Genomic DNA, 19,045 nt, shown 5'->3' with positions numbered 1-19,045 from the left:
CCCGCAGGCGTTTTGCGCCTGCGGGATCAGTCCAGTATCTGTCGCTTATGAGTCTCTGCCATGTCCGACTTTCTGCTGCAAATGAACGGCATCGTCAAAACCTTCGGCGGTGTCAAAGCGCTCAACGGCATCGACCTCAAGGTCCGGCCGGGCGAGTGCGTCGGGCTGTGCGGCGAGAATGGCGCCGGCAAGTCGACGCTGATGAAAATCCTGTCTGCGGTCTATCCCCATGGCACCTGGGACGGTGAAATCCTCTGGGACGGTCAACCGCTCAAGGCGCAATCGATCAGCGAAACGGAAGCCGCCGGCATCGTCATCATTCACCAGGAACTGACGCTGGTTCCCGACCTCTCGGTGGCCGAAAACATTTTCATGGGTCATGAGCTGACGCTGCCGGGTGGGCGGATGAATTACCCGGCGATGATCCACCGCGCCGAAGCCCTGATGCGTGAACTGAAAGTGCCGGACATGAACGTGTCGCTGCCGGTTTCGCAGTACGGCGGCGGTTATCAGCAACTAGTGGAAATCGCTAAGGCCCTGAACAAACAGGCACGCCTGCTGATCCTCGACGAACCTTCTTCCGCGCTGACCCGTTCGGAAATCGAGGTGTTGCTGGACATCATCCGCGACCTCAAGGCCAAGGGTGTCGCCTGCGTCTACATCTCCCACAAGCTCGATGAAGTGGCCGCCGTGTGCGACACCATTTCGGTGATCCGCGACGGTAAACACATCGCCACGACCGCCATGGAAAACATGGATATTCCCCAGATCATCACCCAGATGGTCGGCCGGGAAATGAGCAACCTCTACCCCACCGAAACCCACGACATCGGCGAGGTGATTTTCGAGGCGCGCCACATCACCTGCTACGACGTCGACAACCCCAAACGCAAACGGGTCGACGACGTTTCGTTCAGCCTCAAACGCGGGGAAATCCTCGGCATCGCCGGGCTGGTCGGTGCCGGCCGCACGGAGCTTGTGACCGCGCTGTTTGGCGCCTACCCCGGTCGCCACGAAGGCGAAGTCTGGCTGGACGGCAAACCCATAGACACCCGCACACCGCTCAAATCAATCTGCGCCGGCGTGTGCCTGGTACCCGAGGACCGCAAGCGTCAGGGGATCATTCCCGACCTGGGTGTCGGCCAGAACATCACCCTGGCCGTGCTGGACAGTTTCTCGAAACTGACCCGCATCGACGCCGAAGCCGAACTGGGCAGCATCGATCGGGAAATTTCGCGCCTGCACCTGAAGACCGCGAGCCCGTTCCTGCCGATCACCAGCCTGTCCGGAGGCAATCAACAAAAAGCCGTGTTGGCGAAGATGCTGCTGACCAGGCCCCGGGTGCTGATCCTCGACGAGCCAACCCGAGGGGTGGATGTCGGCGCGAAGTACGAGATCTACAAGTTGATGGGGATGCTGGCCGCCGAAGGCGTGTCGATCATCATGGTGTCTTCGGAGCTGGCCGAAGTGCTCGGCGTTTCCGACCGCGTACTGGTGATCGGCGAAGGCCGGTTGCAGGGCGATTTCCTCAACCATGAACTCACTCAGGAGCAGGTGCTCGCCGCAGCACTCAGCCAGCCTGACAGCCATAACAATAAAGATCGGAAATCCGCGTAAATGAATCAGGTCAAACAACTTTTCACCCGCTACAAGATGCTCGCACTGGTGTTTGCCGTGGCGCTGATCTGGCTGTTCTTCAGCTGGCAGACCGAGGGCGGATTCCTGACACCGCGCAACCTCTCCAACCTGCTGCGCCAGATGTCCATCACCGGGATCCTCGCCTGCGGCATGGTGCTGGTCATCATCAGCGGCGAGATCGATCTGTCGGTCGGCTCATTGCTGGGCCTGCTCGGTGGCGTGGCAGCCATTCTCGACGTTGTCTATCACGTACCACTGCTGGCGAACCTGAGCCTTGTGGTGGTGTGCGGATTGCTGATCGGCCTCGCCAACGGTTACATGGCGGCGTACCTGCGCATTCCGTCATTTATCGTGGGGCTGGGCGGGATGCTGGCGTTCCGGGGGATTTTGCTGGGAATCACCGGAGGCACGACCATTGCGCCGGTGTCTCCGGAGCTTGTTTACATTGGCCAAGGTTATTTGCCACATGCAATCGGCGCCGGCCTGGGCGTCCTGCTGTTCGCACTGACGTTGTTCCTGACCTGGAAACAACGGCGCAATCGCGCCCTTCACGGCCTCGCGGCACACTCACTGGTGCGTGACGTGGCACGCGTGTTGTTGATCGGCGCGGTGCTGGCCGGGTTTGTCCAGACCCTCAACAGCTACGACGGCATTCCCGTGCCGGTCCTGCTTCTGTTGATTCTATTGGGCGGATTCAGCTACGTGACCAGCCAGACCGTGTTCGGCCGACGCGTCTATTCGGTGGGCAGCAACATGGAAGCGACGCGCCTGTCCGGTATCAATGTGCAGGCCGTGAAACTCTGGATTTTCGGGATCATGGGCGTGATGTGCGCCCTCGCCGGCGTGGTCAACACTGCGCGCCTGGCCGCCGGCTCCCCCTCGGCCGGCAGCATGGGCGAACTCGACGCCATCGCCGCCTGCTTCATCGGTGGCACCTCGATGCGCGGCGGTTCCGGCACAGTCTACGGCGCCCTCCTCGGCGCGCTGGTCATCACCAGCCTGGACAACGGCATGTCCATGCTCGACGTCGACAGTTACTGGCAGATGATCGTCAAGGGCAGCATTCTGGTGTTGGCGGTTTGGGTGGATGTGAGTACGCGGACCGGGCGGCGTTGAAATGAAGGCATCTCTGAAAATGCGAAAAGCCTCCTTTTGAAGGCAGGCTTTTCGTTACGCCTGGAGCTTTTCGATATCTAGGAAGGCATCAGCCAGTGCCGCTCAGTGGTCCACCCGAGAAAAACCTTACAACCCTCCCGCTCTTGGTGAGCCGAAGTCAACCGACACCCAGATACCGCCATGCGCAACCCGATCATGGCGGGAAGAAATCGTCCCTGAAATGCGCCGGATTGAGCGGCGAAGTGCACTTCAATGTTTCCAAGCACGCTCTCCAATCGAGACTGATCCAGCATCGACAGATAAAACATCATCTGGCGCCACGCATACGCGGTGTTTTTCAACATGACCAGACGTGCATGGTAGAACTTGATCTGCATCTGCTGCCGACTGCATATCCATTTGAAACATGCCTCGGCCATTGAACCCAAGCGATCATGTAACAGCGTCTTCAGGTCCAGATCATCAAACAGGATTGCCAGATTTTGCGTGGTCAATATCTGTTGCTGTTCGATGATCGTGCCGTTGTTCGCCGGGCTCCATCTACCGATATCGGCATTCGCCCGCCGCGCGCACAAACCTGCCAGCACACCACTGTTGCTTCGTGAATTCCGCTGCTTGGGTAGTGCAGCCAACTGATCCATATCGATATCGTAATAGCGTGCGTAAAGAGATCCGGCCATCAGCCGGACTGAACGCTTGGCAGCCTTCACGAACTTGCCGGAGAAAGCGCCCATGAAAATGTCAGCCGCGATCTCCTCTACGAAGGGAAGATCCAGCTTGGCCGATTCGGCAAGCGAGGAAAATTCCTGAAGCAACTTGTTTGGCAGAATGGCCTGAGGAAATGCAACAAGGGTCAATGCGGACGCCTCGACCAAAGCCTGTCTGGCACCTTCAATCGCGAGAGCGCCAGCCTCGTACTCGGTCTCCAGGGCTTTCACCCAAGGTAAATCATCGACTCTCACCTGACGCTGCATGTTCAGCAGCAATAGAGAGCGTCGACGCCTGAAAGCACGATAGGTAGCGACAGACAGTGCCCGCAGCGCTACGTCTCGATATCCGGCGCTACAGATTTGCGCCGTCATCGCTGGCAGCACTTTCGCCACGGTATCTGCGGATGTAATGACCCCATGTTCAATCAACTCTGCAACCGTTCCCTTTCGGCAGCGTTCGAGGCGTCGACGAATCGAAGGAGGAATGGTCTCCCCCTCCTTCAATGAATAAGCCTTCGCCTCTTCGTTGGTGATGGGCGTCAGTAACGGCGCGAAATCAGAGATGCCTTCCGAGACTGGATATCTCGCCAGTCGCGCGGAAGCAGCCTTGGCAATCAGATGGTGTGCCGAGGCTGATACGTGATGGCGCTGCTGTGCGCGCTTGCTGGAATGTTCTTCGGACTCAGGGTGTCCATGCTTGGCTACAAAGTCGTCGACGATTCTGCGAATGCGCCCAACCTGGCGCCCCGTTAGCGATGCAGGATCGATAGAGCATTGCTTGAGCAATGCCAGCAACTCCGCCGCCCGATCACTGGAGTTACCCGCGCGGCGGGGATCAGCCTCAGTGGCGATATCAAATTCTTTACCGAGCACCGAAGCGCGCTCGAACCAGCCTTCAGGGTAATGCCTGCAAGGCCAACCATCGTTGTACGTCAGCAGGAACAGCGAGACCGCCGTGTCGTAGAGGGGCAACCTGCGTTCAACAACATGCTTTTGGACGGTAAGACGAGGCTGGGGTAAGAGGTCGGACAGCCGCAGGCTGATTTGACCAGCATTGAAAACTTCAACTTCAGCCATCGAGAGTGGGCGCTCGTTGGCTGCCGCGGGAAAGAAACGCACTCGTTCGAAGAAAGGCGCGATCTGCTCGATCAACGTCCTGGCTTCTTCGACGCGTTGTTGCCCCAGAAACCAGGCCACTGTCAGCAAAGCGGCCTCTTCCGGTACATCGATCCGATAGTCTTCGTTCGTCAATCGCTCTTGCAGCGTTCTGACGCCTTCGTCTGAAAGATGCCACCTATTCAAATCGAGCCGTTCGTATCCCGCTCGAATGCCAGGAATCGATGACGCCAACAGGCGCTCATGAGCGGTCAACTCGCCACCGGCCAGAAGGTTGCCCGTTGCAAAGCCGCCAGTGGCCACTTCCAGCGTGATCCATTCTGGCAGGTTGGCAAACGGCGTCCGCGAGCCATACAGTGTACGGCCATGCATCAGGTTTTCGAGAACCTTTTGCCAGCGTTCGATCCTGGCAAGTGCTTTCGGACTGGCGTCATTGTCGCGTGCAGTAAGCGCGCGAGACAGTTGAAAGTGCGCATAACCGGCGTTTATTTCGCCGAACGCACCCGATTCACCCTCAGGCCTGGACATACTTCCTTGTGACCTACTATGTAGTGGGTCCGGGGGCTGGATTCGAACCAGCGCCCACCCGGTTAAGAGCCGAGTGTTCTACCGCTGAACTACCCCGGAACAGAGCGCGCATTGTCGATGAGTGGCGAAAGTATGTGAAGCTCGGATTCAGGGATTTTGTTGCGACAAATCTCTGATCGTTAAGCCTTCATCACTCAATGCAGCGCTTATCCAAACGCTACGCGCACAAAATCAATAAAACTCCTCAACTTCGGCGTCAGCCTCGGATCCGGCGCATACAGAAGATTCATCGGCGAAACCGGCACCTTGTACTGCGGCAGCAGACTTACCAGCGTCCCGCTTCTCAGCGAATCCTTGACCAGCTCCAGCGGCAGCATCACCACCCCCAGCCCCGCGACGGCCCCGGACAGTAACGGATCGCCCTGATTAATCGTCAATCGGCTTTTAATCGGTACATCGATACAGCCTTCCGGGCCTTCGAATCGCAGGTGTGAGCGGCCGTCCGAATAGGCGAACGCCAGACATTCATGCTCCTGAAGGTCCCAAGGCGTGGTGATGGTTGGGCGGCGTGCGAGGTAGGACGGTGCCGCGCACAACACCATTTGATAGGGCATCAGCGGCAGTGCCTTCAGGCCGCTGTCGGCGAGTTCGCCAATGCGAAATACAGCGTCGTATCCGCCGTCCACCAGGTCGACCAGTTCGTTCGACAGCGTCAGGTCCACCGACACTTGCGGATAACGAACCATGTACTCCAGCAGCTTCGGCGACAGCGTGCTGACGCCGAACGTGACGGGCGCATTGATCCGCAACCGGCCGCTGGGCACGCCCCGGGTCACGGCGGCCATTTCTTCGGCGGCATCCATGTCAGCCAGAATCAGCTTCGCCCGCTGATAGAAGGTGCGTCCGAAATCAGTCAGGCTTTGCTTGCGGGTGGTGCGGTTGAGCAGCGAAACGCCCAGATGCTGCTCGAGCATTTTCACTTGCTTGCCGACCATTTGCGGGGACAGGTTGAGCTCGTCCGCCACCGCGCTGAAGGAGCCCAGCTCCACCGCTTTGACGAAGGTGGCCATGAGTGTGAGGCGATCCATTGGAAACTCGTTGTTTCTAGTGTTGCGCCATCCTAGGCCTTTATCCGGAGCAGGCCAAAGCCTAAATTGGCGTCCATGGCACCGGCTCACGTCGGTGCAATTTCATCGATAACCGAGGAAGTACAGATGGCACGCATTGTCAGGATTCATGAATACGGTGACGCGAGCGTCCTCAAACTGGAAAACGTCGACGTCCCGGCGCCCGCTGCGGACGAAGTGCAGATCGAGGTCAAAGCCTTTGGCCTGAATCGCGCCGAAGTGATGTTCCGTAATCACGCCTATCTGCAGGAAGCGGAGTTTCCCAGCCGTCTCGGCTACGAGGCTGCCGGTGTGGTGGTGGCGGTCGGCGCCAACGTCAGCGAGTTCAAGATCGGTGATGCCGTCAGCCTGATTCCGCCGCTGGACATCGCGCGCTGGGGCACTTACGGCGAACTGGCCAACGTGCCCGCCCACCTCACCGTCAAACACCCGCAGAACCTGTCGTTTGAACAAGCGGCGGCGTCCTGGATGCAATACGTCACCGCGTGGGGTGCGCTGGTCGAACAGGCCAGATTGCAAAAGAACGATTTCGTGATCGTCACCGCCGCCTCCAGCAGCGTCGGCCTGGCAGCCTTCCAGATCGCGAAAATGGTCGGCGCCACCTCGATTGCCGTCACCCGCACCCGCGCCAAGAAACAAGCTTTGCTCGACGCTGGCGCCGCACACGTGATCGTCAGCGACGAAGAAGACATGGTTGCAGCCGTCATGGCGCTGACCGACGGCAAAGGCGCGCGGGTGGTGTTCGATCCGGTGGGCGGCCCGTCGTTCGAACCGCTGACCCAAAGCATGGCGCGCGGCGGCATCCTGCTGGAGTACGGTGCCCTGAGCCCGGAGCCAACGCCGTTCCCGCTGTTCACCGTGCTCGGCAAATGCCTCACCCTCAAGGGTTACCTCTACACGGAGATCGTCTCCGACCCGGCCATCCTGGCACGCGCCAAGACTTTCATCGGCGACGGGCTGGCATCGGGTGCGCTGCAACCGATCATTGCCAGGACATTTGCCCTGGATGACATTCAGGAAGCGCATCGCTTTCTGGAGGCCAATCAGCAGGTCGGGAAGATTGTCGTCACGGTTTGAGGTGACGAGTCCCCTGCTTTGCTGTTTGCGGTAGAAACGACGAAAGCCTGCTTTTTTCAAAGCAGGCTTTCGTCTATCCGGCATCCGGTTATTTCTGATGCGCCGTCAGCGCGGCATAGCCGTTCATCAAGTTGCGGTAGTTCGGGATGCGCTGGGACAGCAGGTTGCCCAGGCCTTCGATGTCGTTGCGCCAGTCGCGGTGCAGTTCGCAGGCTACCGAGAACCAGTTCATCATCTGCGCGCCGGCCTGGGTCATGCGGTTCCACGCGGCTTGCTGCACGGTGGTGTTGAAGGTGCCGGAAGCGTCGGTCACCACGAATACGTCAAACCCTTCCGCCAGCGCCGACAGGGTCGGGAACGCTACGCACACATCGGTCACGACACCGGCAATGATGATCTGCTTGCGGCCGGTGGCCTTGATCGCCTTGACGAAGTCTTCGTTGTCCCAGGCGTTGATCTGGCCTGGGCGAGCGATGTACGGCGCGTCCGGGAACATTTCCTTGAGTTCCGGCACCAGCGGGCCGTTCGGGCCTTGTTCGAAGCTGGTGGTGAGGATGGTCGGCAATTCGAAGAATTTGGCCAGATCGGCCAGCGCCAGCACGTTGTTTTTGAACTCGTTTGGCGAGAAGTCCTGAACCAGAGAAATCAGGCCGGTCTGGTGGTCGACCAGCAGAACCACGGCGTCGTCTTTGTTCAGGCGGTTGTAGGTTGGAGTGCTCATGTGTGAATCCCTTTTTAGTTGTGGAAGTGCGTTTGCGTTCAAGATGGGCACAGATTACTGACTCGCCTGAAAGCGATAAATCGCCTGAAAAGCGTTTCACCGTCAACTAAAAACGGACAATTCGCTCTAAGTGCCGAGCAGATCACACAGCCAGCCCGACCTTCCCTCCGATCCTTGTCATACTGTTCACTCGCTCACAACGACAGCCAGGGAATGTTGATGCCCGGACGCAACACGCAAGCGCCCACCCCAGATGAAACACCGCGCGCGCCTCGCCAAGGCGTGAAGGCCGGCTCGACCTTTCGCCTGACCGTCAGTTTCATGCTGATGGTAGTTGTGGCTTTTCTGACCGTCGAGAGCTGGAGGACGTGGCGCGATTACCGTTCGGTGTTTGCTTCCGCACGCGATTCGGTGACCAACCTCGCCCGCGCCACGGCGCAACACGCCGAGGACACCATCCGTCAGGTCGATGTGCTGACTGCGGGGCTGGCCGAGCGGGTCGAAGGCGATGGTTTGCAGAACCTGGATGTGGCGCGGATTCACAAGCTGCTCATCCAGCAATCGAAAATCATGCCGCAGCTGCATGGCCTGTTCATCTACGGCCCGGACGGCCAGTGGATCGTGACCGACAAGGAGGTCACGCCTGAGACGGCCAACAATGCCGACCGCGATTATTTCCAGTATCACCGCACCCATGAAGACCGGCGCGTGCGTATCGGCCAGGTGGTGGAAAGCCGTTCCACCCATGACCTGATCATTCCGATCTCGCGGCGTTTGAATAACCCCGACGGATCGTTCGCCGGCGTGCTGCTGGGGACGGTCAAGGTCAGTTACTTCGTCGACTATTACGGTGACTTCCGCATCGATGACAAAGGCGCGCTGGTGCTGGCGATGCGCGACGGCACGATCCTCGTGCGCCGGCCGTTCATTGCCTCGGTGGTCGGCAAAAGCCTGGCGAACAGCGAGATCTTCAAGACCTACCTGCCCAACGCCAATCAGGGCATTGTCCAGATCCGGGCGGTGGTCGACGACACCGAACGCCTTTACGGCTATCGCGCCCTGACCACCTACCCACTGGTGGTCGAGGCTGGTTTGTCCCGGGATTCCATCGTTGCGCCGTGGCGCCAGGACCTGCTGAAAAACGGGTTTGTGCTGGTGTTCCTGATTCTGGTGCTCGCCTGTTTCGGGCTCATCGTCCTGAGCCAGTTGCGCCAGCGGATGGCGATGGAACGGGAGATTCGCTCGGCGCACAAAACGATGCGCGACATGGCGCTGACTGACAGCCTCACCGGCCTCGGCAACCGTCGGCGCCTGGACGCGGCGCTGACGGATGAGATTCGCCTGGCCCGACGTCAGGGTTCGCCGCTGTCATTGATCATGCTCGATGTCGACTACTTCAAGCGCTACAACGACCAGTACGGCCACGCCGCCGGCGATGACTGCCTGATCGCGGTCGGCGACGGCATCCGCAAAGCAGTCAAGCGGCCTTCGGATCTGGCCGTGCGCTATGGCGGCGAGGAGTTCACCGTGCTGCTGCCCAACACCGACAGCGCCGGGGCGATTCAGGTCGCCGAAGATATTTTGCAGACCATTCGCTCGCTGGAACTTGAACATGCCGGGCATCCGCTGGGGTATGTCACTGCGAGTGCGGGGATTACCACGCGCTATCCGGTTGACGATGCGGTGACCCCGGCCACTTTGCTCAAGTCCGCCGATACCTGTCTGTATCAGGCCAAGCAGCAAGGGCGGAATCGCTGGTGTTCGGCGCAGGCATCGCGGCAAATCCAGCCGATTGCGGCGATGCCGCGGACGGATCGCTGAATGTGACTAAAACCAGCCAATTCCTGCGTCCTTCACGCACATAAGCAGCGTCCTACAGCAGCCGTCCCTCACGCCTGATTACGTGGGCACCCTCGCCTTCGATACCGTCTTCTGCCTGAACCGGACAGAACACAGACGATGCGAAGAAAAGGCAAAGGTACCGAACTCCGAAACCAAACGCTCAAATCAGAAGCCCGCAAACTTGCGCACGAAACGCTTTCCATGGATCCAGGAGCTCTGGCAGCCGGGATTGATGCTCAGTTGCTCAGGATCGACCCGATCACGCCCTTGGCAATCAACGCATACCATCAGTGGAGCGGGCCCATTGGATACCCATGGGATGATGTACTTGAGTGGAAAACAAAAGATGCAAAAGGTCTGGACTTGGCTTTCTGGTACGAAGATGAGCTGTGCGGTTTGTGCTATGCAACGCCACGAAAAAGCACAATCTGCATAAAAATCGTTCTTTTGCAGGGTCACACCTACAAGGCCCATACCCTGCGAGGCTGGATCGCACCAATGGCACTACTGACAACAGAGTTCTATGCCCGAAAGCTGGGATGTACCGAAATTGAAGTACAAGAACCTGACTCAGGTGCTATCTCCTACTACCAAACGCTTGGATTTTATTTTGACACGACTGACCGCCTTGTCTTTCCACTGGTCCACCCATAAGATCGACTCAAGCAACCCGGCACGAGAGGTGTCCATGAAACACAAGAAGCCAAAAGCCCAATCAGCGCCTGCTTCCAGACTTCGTGCCGAAGAACCCTGTTTGCCCAACAGGGTCTCCGCCAGTCAGCGGCATTTTTTGAAAGTAGCCGCAGCCTGTGGCAAAGAAATGGAGCCTGATGGTTGGCTCGCCGGTGGCAGAACCTGAATCCCGCTTTGAAAAAACCGCCTGATTGGCGGTTTTTTTTCGCTTCAATATTGGCGTGCCCCGCGCCGGGCGCTCCAAAGACAGTGACGTGAAGCAAAAGCAGGAGAATTCCGAAAGCCCGCACTTCATGGTTTATTTACCGACTCAACCTTGGAATCAGCCCACACTCCCTCATATCAAGAAACATCTGCGACCCACTCGAGAGGAAGGACATGCCATGACCACTCAAACCGAAACTGCCATTCTTGCCGGCGGCTGCTTCTGGGGCATGCAGGATCTGTTGCGCCGCTACCCCGGCGTGCTGCAGACGCGGGTCGGTTACACCGGCGGCGATGTGCCGAACGCCACTTATCGCAATCATGGCAATCACGCCGAGGCCATCGAAATCGTCTTCGACCCCGCCGTGATCAGCTATCGGCAGATCCTTGAGTTTTTCTTTCAGATCCACGACCCGAGCACACCCAACCGTCAGGGCAACGACCTCGGTCAGAGCTATCGTTCGGCGATCTATTACCTGAACGAGCAGCAACGCGATATCGCTGAAGACACTGCGGCTGATGTCGATGCATCGGGCCTGTGGCCAGGCCGGGTGGTCACTGAAATCGAACCGGCGGGACCGTTCTGGGAAGCGGAGCCAGAGCATCAGGACTACCTCGAGCGCATTCCGAATGGCTACACCTGCCACTTCATTCGCCCGAACTGGAAGCTGCCGAAACGCGGTTGAGGTCGAGAGGGGCTCGGTGCTGTAACCCGTTCATCTATTGCTGCAGCGACACCTGACTGCTTGTATCCTTGCGCGCGATGAGGACGAACGGCTGCCGTTATTGCCTTGATCCAATAGCCTCTGGAACGGAAAAACGGACTTTCCATAAGGTAGTGACGTGAAGCGAGATACGCACCTGGTTGTGCTTTTGCTGTTGGTTATCGGCTGTTCCCTGGCCTCACTGACTGTCTGGAAGGTGCTGGCCTCTCGAGAGCGAGCGCTGGAGGAAGTGGACGTTCACGGGTTGAACCTGACCCAGGCGCTTGTCACCTATTCCGAAGGCATTGTCCGCCAAAGTTCGGCGCTTTTGCTCGGGCTCGTCGAACGCCTGGAAACCGAAGGCAGTGGCCCCGTTCAGATCCAGCGGATCAGATCGCTGATCGACCGGCAGGAACCGCTGATGCCACAGCTCAGCGGCATCACCATCTACGACAGTCAGGGACGCTGGCTGATGTCGTCCAACCGGCCGATTCCGGCCGGGGCAAATAGCAGTGATCGGGCCTATTTCATTCATCACCGCGATGATCCCTCCCCCGAGACCTTTATCGGTCCGCCCATTCAGAGCCGCTCCAATCAGGAATGGGTCATCACCGTCAGTCGACGCTTCAATGATGCTCGCGGTGAGTTTGCCGGAGTGGTCGCGGTGACCTTGGGCATCGAAAACTTTCTGCGGCTGTTTGGAAAGATCGATGTCGGCCAGGAGGGTGCCATCGGGTTGTCTTATACCGATGGTACGTTGTTGGTTCGCTACCCCTTCCGCGAGCAGGACATGGGGCGCAATTTTTCAAAATCACCGATCTACGCCAAGTATCTGGTGGATCGCTCTGTCGGCACCGCCTCGTTCACCTCCAGCCTGGACGGTGTGGAAAGGCTCTACGCCTTTCGCAAAAGTGACCGGCTGCCGCTGATCACGACCGTCGCACTCGGGAAACGCGAAGCCCTCGCCGCGTGGCGAACGGAGGCGCTGCTATCGGCCGTGGTGGTGACGGGCCTGCTCGCGCTTACCGGTCTCATCGGTTGGTTTTTGATACTGGATATCCGACGCAGAACCCAAGTAGAAGCAGAGTTGATGGGCACTCAGCAGCAGTTGCTTTCGTCAAACAGGCAACTCGAGCTGTTGGCGATGAAGGACGCCCTGACCGGTCTGGCCAATCGACGCTGCTTCGATGTGACGCTGGACCTGGAGGCGCGACGAGCGCAGCGCGACGGCACGTCCTTGGCACTGCTGATGATTGATATCGACTACTTCAAACTGTTCAACGATTCCTACGGGCATGTTGCCGGCGACGATTGTCTGCAACGCGTTGGCAACGTCGTGGAGACGTGCGTGCGCCGTCCCTCGGATCTTGTGGCGCGGTATGGCGGTGAAGAGATGGGCGTCATCATGCCCAATACCGACAGCGAAGGTGCGCAGATCGTGGCGCAACTGATCCTCGACCGGTTGCAGCAAGCGAACATTTCCCACGAATCCAGCCCGTTGGGACGAGTGAGTGTCAGCATCGGGATTGCCACTGCCGCCGGTTCCCGACTCACCCCCGTGCAAGGTTTGATCGAAGCCGCCGATCAGGCGCTGTACAGTGCCAAGGCCTTGGGGCGAAACAGGTCGGTGAAACTGCCGGGCTTGATCTAGCCTTAAGTGAAACCACGCGGGAGAAAACCACCATGTCCCTCCCCGAGCCACTCGCGCTGACAACCCGTAGATGGAATGACTATGTATGGGGCAACGCAAAATGAAAGGGTCGTACACCGAGGGGCCTTTGGCGCGTCCTCCTTTTTGTCCTTGGTCCTTTGCTTGACGCTTGCAGCACCAGCCCAGGCTGACACCTGCCCTGCCGGCGAAAAACAAGTATGCCTCGACAGCTGCATTTGCCTGCCGGACCCGGAACGTCTGTCTGAAGACCTTTTCCGGATGGCGGCACCGGTCCTGGCGCAGGGCTTGACTCAGGCCCGCGCCGAAGCCGCCAGTACCGACATCAAACCGATTCCCCCGCTCATCCGGGAGCAACTGCTGCGCTGGTATGACCCCGGCGTCCTCGATGCCGTGCACTACAAAGTCACCAACGACGGCCAATACAACGCCGCCACGGCCATCCTGCAAAATCCGGATGTCGGTGCAGTGACGCTGATCGACATCATCCTGTTCCGCGACGCTGAAACCGCAGAACACAACGTCGCGCTCTGGGCGCACGAACTGAAGCATGTGCAGCAGTTTCAGGAATGGGGAGTCGAAGGGTTTGCGCAGCGGTATTCGCAGGATTTCAATGCGGTCGAGGCACCGGCGTATGCGATACAGAGCGAGGTCAGACGTTGGCTGCGAGCCGAAGCCCGATGATCGGACATCCCCTGCGTCCATGCCGGGGCCAACCCCACCGTTCAAGCACCAGAAAAACCCTAGGCCTCGCCCGCCGAAACCGCCGCCCTCGCCTGCCCATGTTGCCGCGTGGTCACCAGCCCGATAAACGAAATCGCCAGCGCCAGCCCAATGGTCGACGTCACTTCCAGACGATGCTCGGGCGTCACCATCATCACCGCCAGTGCGGCGCAGATGAAGACGATCACCAGCCACGTCAGCCACGGAAACAGCCACATGCGAAACGTCAGCTCGACGTTTTGCCGACGCAACATCCGGCGCATGCGCAATTGCGAAACCGCGATCACCAGATACACCAGCAACGCAATCGCGCCGGAGCTGGCGAGCAGAAACTGGAACAGCCCCGCCGGCATGAAATAGCTGAACAGCGTCACCCCGGCGCCGATCACGGTGCTGGCAATCACCGCTGCCCTCGGCACGCCCGCTGCAGAGGTAACCTTTAACGGTTGCGGAGCATCGCCGCGACGACCCAGCGAGAACAGCATCCGCGAGGAAATGTAGATCGAGGAATTCATGCAACTGGCCACCGCGATCAGCACGACCACATCGACCAGAAATTTGGCATTGGGAACGTTCATCAGCTCCAGCGCGCGCTGGTAAGAGCCGACCGACGCCAGCAGCGGATCGTTCCAGGGCACCACGGAAATCACCACGAAAATCGACAGCAGATAAAACACGCCGATGCGCCAGATCACCGAGCGCGTGGCCTTGGCGATGTTCTGCGCCGGGTTGCTCGATTCGGCGGCCGCGATGGTCACCGCTTCCGTCCCGATAAAACTGAACATGATGGTGATGAAAGCCCCGACCACCGCCGACAAACCATTGGGCGCAAACCCGCCGTGTTCCTCCATCAAGCGGCTCAAACCGCTGGCCTCACGCTCCGGAATCCAGCCCATCAACACCGCAAAACCCAGCCCGATGAACCCGATGATCGCCACCACTTTGGCCATCGCAAACCAGAACTCGAACTCGCCGTACTTGGACACGCTGAACAGGTTGGTCACCACCAGCAAAATGATCGACAGCAACGCGAACAACCACGCATCGACCTGCGGAAACCACTGATTCAAGACATGCCCGGCGGCCAGCGCTTCGATCGGAATGACCAGCACCCAGAACCACCAATACAACCAACCAATGGTGAACCCCGCCCAACGGTCGATGGCCTGATCGGCATAGGTGGAAAACGATCCCGTGTCCGGATGGGCCACGGCCATTTCACCGAGCATGCGCATGACCAGCACGACCAGCAGACCGGAGAAGAGATAAGCAAGCAAGACTGCCGGGCCGGCGGCGGCAATGGCGTGGCCGGAGCCGACAAACAGCCCCGCACCGATGATGCCGGCAATGGAAAGCATGGTGACATGACGCGGCTTGAAGCCCTGCGCCAACTGACCGTTCGAGTCCTTCGAGTTCAGACTATTCATTGTTTTTGTTGTTCTCTGGTGATCGACGTTTGGGCGTACTGACGACGTGTCAGGCGATCATCATTTCTTCCTGTTGCCCTGCTCCAGAGCGGCGCACCTCAAGCGCTGCAGCGTTACAAATCGGTCGGACGACGACGCAGGGCGATGAAATGATGCGTCACCTTACGTGCCTGGAGTTGATCGCAAATAGCCTGGGAGCGGCACGACGGTGTCTGATTTCGACATGGTGAATGGCATTCGGGCCCGTTCGAGAGCGCCATCACAGAATAAAAAAGGGGCGCTGATTTATTCAGGAAAAATAAATCAGTCCCCCCTTTTTCTGGCCGGTGTCAGCCCTTGGTCAGATCAACCAACGGTGTCTGCCGCACCTCGGTCTCCCGCCCGCCCTGAATGTCGCTCACCTGCTTCAAGGCCTTATCCACCGCCGCCTTATCCGCCAACAAGCTGTAGCTGATGCGGAACTGTTTGTGTTCCTTCGGCCCGATGGTGGGCACCAGGTTCAGTGGGCGCTGATAACGGCGGTTGTAGGAAAAACTCGTCCCCGGCTCCAGCCCGGTGACATAACCCTGACCTTGGGTATCGGTGTTCTTCCACAGGGAAAACACCGGCAATGTCTGCGTATTGAAGCCAACCGAAACGCCCAGGCTGCCAGCCTTGTTATGCAATATGGTTAACGTATCGCCCTTGGCATCGGCATACGGCACCACGTTGTAAACCGTTTCGTCGTAGTCCTTGGTCGGTGCGCGGTAGGTTTGCCATTCAGCCAAATCGCCCTTGGCTTTGTCGTTGAACGGCGACACCTGTTTCACCGGCGCGGCGAAACGAGCGCCCTGCTCCAGGAACGGGGTGCTGAAGTTGCTGTGGTACAGCGCCTGGTATTCCTTCGGATAGTCACCGTTGTTGGTCAGGGTGTCGTTGAGGGCGAACACTACGCTGCCGGGTTCCGTGACCAGTTCGGTGGCGACGGAGAAGTCGACTTTCTTGAACGCCTGCTCTTTCAGCTCACCGCGCAGGGTGATGGCGTACGGTGGCGTTTCATCGATGTGCAGGGTGACTTTGTTCGCAGGAATGTTGGCGGCCCGGCCGTGCAGGGTCAGCAGTTCGCCGTTGTCGACGCCGGGGTGGCCGACCCATTCGTATCCGCAGCGGGTCACCAGCTCGTTGAAACCTTCCAGCCAGCCCAGACCACCGCGGCCATTGAGTTCGATGAAGGACGGATTGACCACTTCCTTGACCGGCGAATCCCAGCCCATGCGCACATTGCCGACCGAGGCCTGCAAGACGTTCATTCCCCGTGTCGGCACCACCGAGAGCTTCATCGTGCCGTTATCGATGTCGACAATGCTGACGCCCTCCTGCCGACCACCATGCAAGGTGCGCAGGCTGACGCTGAAGGGTTTGTCGGTTTTCACGCCCAGTTGCTGGCTGGTGATCTGCCAGTTTTGAGCAGCTTTATCGGTGTCGAGCAGAACGTAATCCCAGGCCATGGCATGGGAGGCAGCAGACAGTGCGCTGAGGGCAACAACGAGTTTGAGCGGGGTCATGGGAGCAGCCTTTCTTGGAGTTGTGCCGTTTTTATAAACCTGCTGAAACGTTTCATCAAGCTATGTTTCCAGCCAGTCATAATGAAGCTGCGGAAAACGCTTTTGCAGCCATTCGATAAAAACCTGAACCTGGGGTGCCAAATGCGTCCGACTTGGGTAGAGCAACGAAACAGGGCGAGGAGCTGGCCGATAGGGCTTTAGAATTTCCACCAACCCGCGACTGGCCAAATGCTCGGCAACGGTAATCCCAGGCGCCTGGATTATTCCGAAACCCGACACACCACACTGGACATACGCATTCGACTCGGTGACGGTGATGCCGGCGTTACTCACAAAGGATCGATCCTGACCTTTTAACGTGAAATGCCAAGGCAATGTCCTGTTGTTCTGACCGGACAAGAAGTTGACGCCTCGATGGGAGACCAGATCGTCGAGTGTCGCGGGTTCCCCGTACTGGTGCAGATACTCGGGCGCGGCACAGGTCACCATGGTCGCCATTGCGATTGGGCGAGCGATCAAGGTCGAATCCGGTAGATCACCAATACGCAACGCACAGTCGACGCCCTCGCCGATCAAGTCGACAGCCCGGTCAGTCACGCCCAGAACCATGTTGATACCTGGGTAGGAGGCGGTGAATTCTTTAAGGCTTTTGATGAATTCCAACTGCGCGAAAGCGGTCGGGATATCGACACGAAGTCGGCCCGTGAGCGTTGCTCCGGATCGGTCAAACATTGAGGTCGCAGCAGAAATATCCGCCAAAATCTCCTGCACCCGCTCATAGAACCTCTCGCCCTCGGCGGTAAGGGCCACCTTTCTCGTGGTGCGCTGAAACAGGCGCACGCCCAATGACGTTTCCAGCTCCTGGATATACCGGGTGACCTGGGGCCGCCCGATGTCCAGCGATTCGGCGGCTTTGGTAAAACTGCCGAGTTCCGCAAGCCTGGCAAACAGTCGCATCGATTGAAGCAGTTCCATGTCGCTACCCTATGAACCCCGCTTGACCGCGAGTTGAACATGATTGTTGCTCAAGGATAGAACAATCATGTCTTTTGCCACGCATTTATTGCGCATCGTCAAAAGCGAAAAATGCATCCAAGGCAGAACCTGCTCTGGTTCAAGGCCATTAACGTGTATTTGGAGATTCGCGATGAAAGCGTGGTTATTGAAAGATTTCGGACTCGACAACCTGCAATTGGAAGAGGTCGCGACGCCGCAACCCAAGGCGGGCGAATTGCTGGTCAAGGTCGGTGCTGTCTCGCTCAACTTTCGCGACAAGGCAATCGTCGACGGCATTTATGAACCGCACATGGTGCCCAAACCACTGATCCCGGTGAGCGATGCCGCCGGCACGGTGGTAGCGATCGGTGACAACGTCACGCGCTTCAAAGTCGGTGATCGGGTCAACTCACATCTTTACTCACGGTGGCTGGATGGCGAGCCAGGCCCGAACGAACCCGATTACTGCTTCGGTTCACCGCTACCCGGCGGCTTGGCCGAATACATGATCATCCATGAAGACAGCGCCGTCGGTGCCCCGGACAACATGAGCGACGAAGAGGCGGCCACACTTCCGATTGCTGCGCTCACAGCCTGGTATTCGCTGGTGGACTTTGGACAGATCCAACCAGGCCAGACCGTATTGGTTCAAGGCACGGGAGGTGTGTCGATATTTGCCGTGCAGATCGCAACTGCGCTTGGCGCGAAGGTCATCGCAACGTCGAGTAGCGATCAGAATCTGCAAACCGTCAAGGGGCTGGGGGCCGTGGCAGGCATCAACTACAGAACGACGCCGAACTGGGCGGACGAAGTGCTGAAGCTGACCGAAGGCAAAGGCGTGGATTTACTACTCGATGTGGCCGGCGGCAGCGGCATCAATCAATCGGTCGCAGCAACCAAGGCATCGGGGCGCATTGCGCAGATCGGATTTTTAACGGGGCAAACCGTAGAACTCAATCTGATGCCACTCATTTTCCGCCAGACGACCATTCGCGGAATCGCCGTGGCGCCGCGCTCATCATTCGATCGAATGAACACATTCCTCAACCAACACAAGATCCGCCCCGTGATCGATCAGGTGTATCCGTTCGAGAAAGCACGTGAGGCTTATGAGCATCTCGCAAGGGGAGCATTTGGGAAGGTTGTGATCAAAATCGCTTGATAACCGTAAGGCGCCAATCTGGCGCCTTTTTTTTGCCTGCCTCAGCGC

Annotated in this window: 15 protein-coding genes and 1 tRNA gene; 9 read left to right on the top strand and 7 right to left on the bottom strand. The window is 58.5% G+C overall.

Going from position 1 to position 19,045, the window contains the following annotated elements:
• Positions 1-60 precede the first annotated feature (60 nt).
• Entirely contained in the window at positions 61-1,617 is a 1,557-nt protein-coding gene (gene xylG / locus ABFB52_RS13010) for a D-xylose ABC transporter ATP-binding protein (RefSeq protein ID WP_129972645.1), read from the top strand.
• Entirely contained in the window at positions 1,618-2,754 is a 1,137-nt protein-coding gene (locus ABFB52_RS13005; RefSeq protein WP_102717401.1) for a sugar ABC transporter permease, read from the top strand.
• A gap of 77 nt (positions 2,755-2,831) precedes the next feature.
• Here the strand turns inward: ABFB52_RS13005 and ABFB52_RS13000 are convergent, their stop codons facing one another.
• The 3 genes from ABFB52_RS13000 to ABFB52_RS12990 all read right to left on the bottom strand — a co-directional run bounded on the left by ABFB52_RS13000 (position 2,832) and on the right by ABFB52_RS12990 (position 6,196).
• On the bottom strand, positions 2,832-5,108 hold the full coding sequence (locus tag ABFB52_RS13000; RefSeq protein ID WP_129972646.1) for a hypothetical protein: 2,277 nt from the start codon (positions 5,106-5,108) through the stop codon (positions 2,832-2,834).
• Between the two features lie 24 nt (positions 5,109-5,132).
• Positions 5,133-5,207, bottom strand: a tRNA-Lys gene (locus ABFB52_RS12995).
• A gap of 107 nt (positions 5,208-5,314) precedes the next feature.
• Positions 5,315-6,196 (bottom strand): LysR family transcriptional regulator, encoded by an 882-nt coding sequence (locus ABFB52_RS12990; RefSeq protein ID WP_129972647.1) that lies wholly within the window; start codon positions 6,194-6,196, stop codon positions 5,315-5,317.
• 126 nt (positions 6,197-6,322) lie between these two features.
• Here ABFB52_RS12990 and ABFB52_RS12985 point away from each other — a divergent pair, with 126 nt between their 5' ends.
• Positions 6,323-7,312 carry a zinc-dependent alcohol dehydrogenase family protein gene (locus ABFB52_RS12985; protein ID WP_129972648.1) on the top strand — a complete coding sequence of 330 codons (990 nt, stop codon included), beginning with the start codon at positions 6,323-6,325 and terminating at the stop codon, positions 7,310-7,312.
• Positions 7,313-7,400: 88 nt separating this feature from the next.
• On the opposite strand, the gene ycaC is transcribed toward ABFB52_RS12985, so the two are convergent.
• Entirely contained in the window at positions 7,401-8,033 is a 633-nt protein-coding gene (ycaC, locus tag ABFB52_RS12980; protein WP_007958138.1) for an isochorismate family cysteine hydrolase YcaC, read from the bottom strand.
• Positions 8,034-8,252: 219 nt separating this feature from the next.
• Between ycaC and ABFB52_RS12975 the strand changes: the two genes are divergently transcribed.
• The 5 genes from ABFB52_RS12975 (at position 8,253) to ABFB52_RS12955 (ending at position 13,829) form a co-directional block, all read left to right on the top strand.
• Positions 8,253-9,854, top strand: a complete 1,602-nt coding sequence (locus ABFB52_RS12975) for a sensor domain-containing diguanylate cyclase (protein ID WP_129972649.1) — start codon at positions 8,253-8,255, stop codon at positions 9,852-9,854.
• A gap of 138 nt (positions 9,855-9,992) precedes the next feature.
• Positions 9,993-10,529 (top strand): N-acetyltransferase, encoded by a 537-nt coding sequence (locus tag ABFB52_RS12970; RefSeq protein ID WP_085747516.1) that lies wholly within the window; start codon positions 9,993-9,995, stop codon positions 10,527-10,529.
• Between the two features lie 422 nt (positions 10,530-10,951).
• The gene (gene msrA / locus ABFB52_RS12965) at positions 10,952-11,458 is read left to right on the top strand and encodes a peptide-methionine (S)-S-oxide reductase MsrA (RefSeq protein WP_129972650.1); all 507 of its coding nucleotides are present in this window, start codon (positions 10,952-10,954) and stop codon (positions 11,456-11,458) included.
• A 157-nt stretch (positions 11,459-11,615) separates the two neighbouring features.
• Entirely contained in the window at positions 11,616-13,127 is a 1,512-nt protein-coding gene (locus tag ABFB52_RS12960; protein WP_085747517.1) for a diguanylate cyclase, read from the top strand.
• 75 nt (positions 13,128-13,202) lie between these two features.
• Positions 13,203-13,829: a DUF4157 domain-containing protein gene (locus tag ABFB52_RS12955; RefSeq protein WP_129972651.1), complete on the top strand. Its 627-nt coding sequence runs from the start codon at positions 13,203-13,205 to the stop codon at positions 13,827-13,829.
• A 59-nt stretch (positions 13,830-13,888) separates the two neighbouring features.
• Here the strand turns inward: ABFB52_RS12955 and gabP are convergent, their stop codons facing one another.
• The 3 genes from gabP to ABFB52_RS12940 all read right to left on the bottom strand — a co-directional run bounded on the left by gabP (position 13,889) and on the right by ABFB52_RS12940 (position 17,814).
• Positions 13,889-15,295 carry a GABA permease gene (gabP, locus tag ABFB52_RS12950; protein WP_129972652.1) on the bottom strand — a complete coding sequence of 469 codons (1,407 nt, stop codon included), beginning with the start codon at positions 15,293-15,295 and terminating at the stop codon, positions 13,889-13,891.
• 329 nt (positions 15,296-15,624) lie between these two features.
• Entirely contained in the window at positions 15,625-16,839 is a 1,215-nt protein-coding gene (locus tag ABFB52_RS12945) for an aldose 1-epimerase family protein (RefSeq protein WP_129972653.1), read from the bottom strand.
• A gap of 60 nt (positions 16,840-16,899) precedes the next feature.
• Positions 16,900-17,814, bottom strand: coding sequence for a LysR family transcriptional regulator (locus ABFB52_RS12940; RefSeq protein ID WP_129972654.1), 915 nt, complete (start codon positions 17,812-17,814; stop codon positions 16,900-16,902).
• Positions 17,815-17,986: 172 nt separating this feature from the next.
• Between ABFB52_RS12940 and ABFB52_RS12935 the strand changes: the two genes are divergently transcribed.
• Complete coding sequence (locus ABFB52_RS12935) at positions 17,987-18,997, top strand: NAD(P)-dependent alcohol dehydrogenase (RefSeq protein ID WP_129972671.1); 1,011 nt, start codon at positions 17,987-17,989, stop codon at positions 18,995-18,997.
• The last annotated feature ends 48 nt before the right edge of the window (positions 18,998-19,045 follow it).

It is taken from the genome of Pseudomonas sp. 9.2(2024), assembly GCF_039695385.1.
Classification (GTDB): domain Bacteria; phylum Pseudomonadota; class Gammaproteobacteria; order Pseudomonadales; family Pseudomonadaceae; genus Aquipseudomonas; species Aquipseudomonas paraglycinae.
The sequence above is the reverse complement of the archived record's forward strand: the minus strand, read 5'-3'. Positions and strand labels throughout refer to the sequence as shown.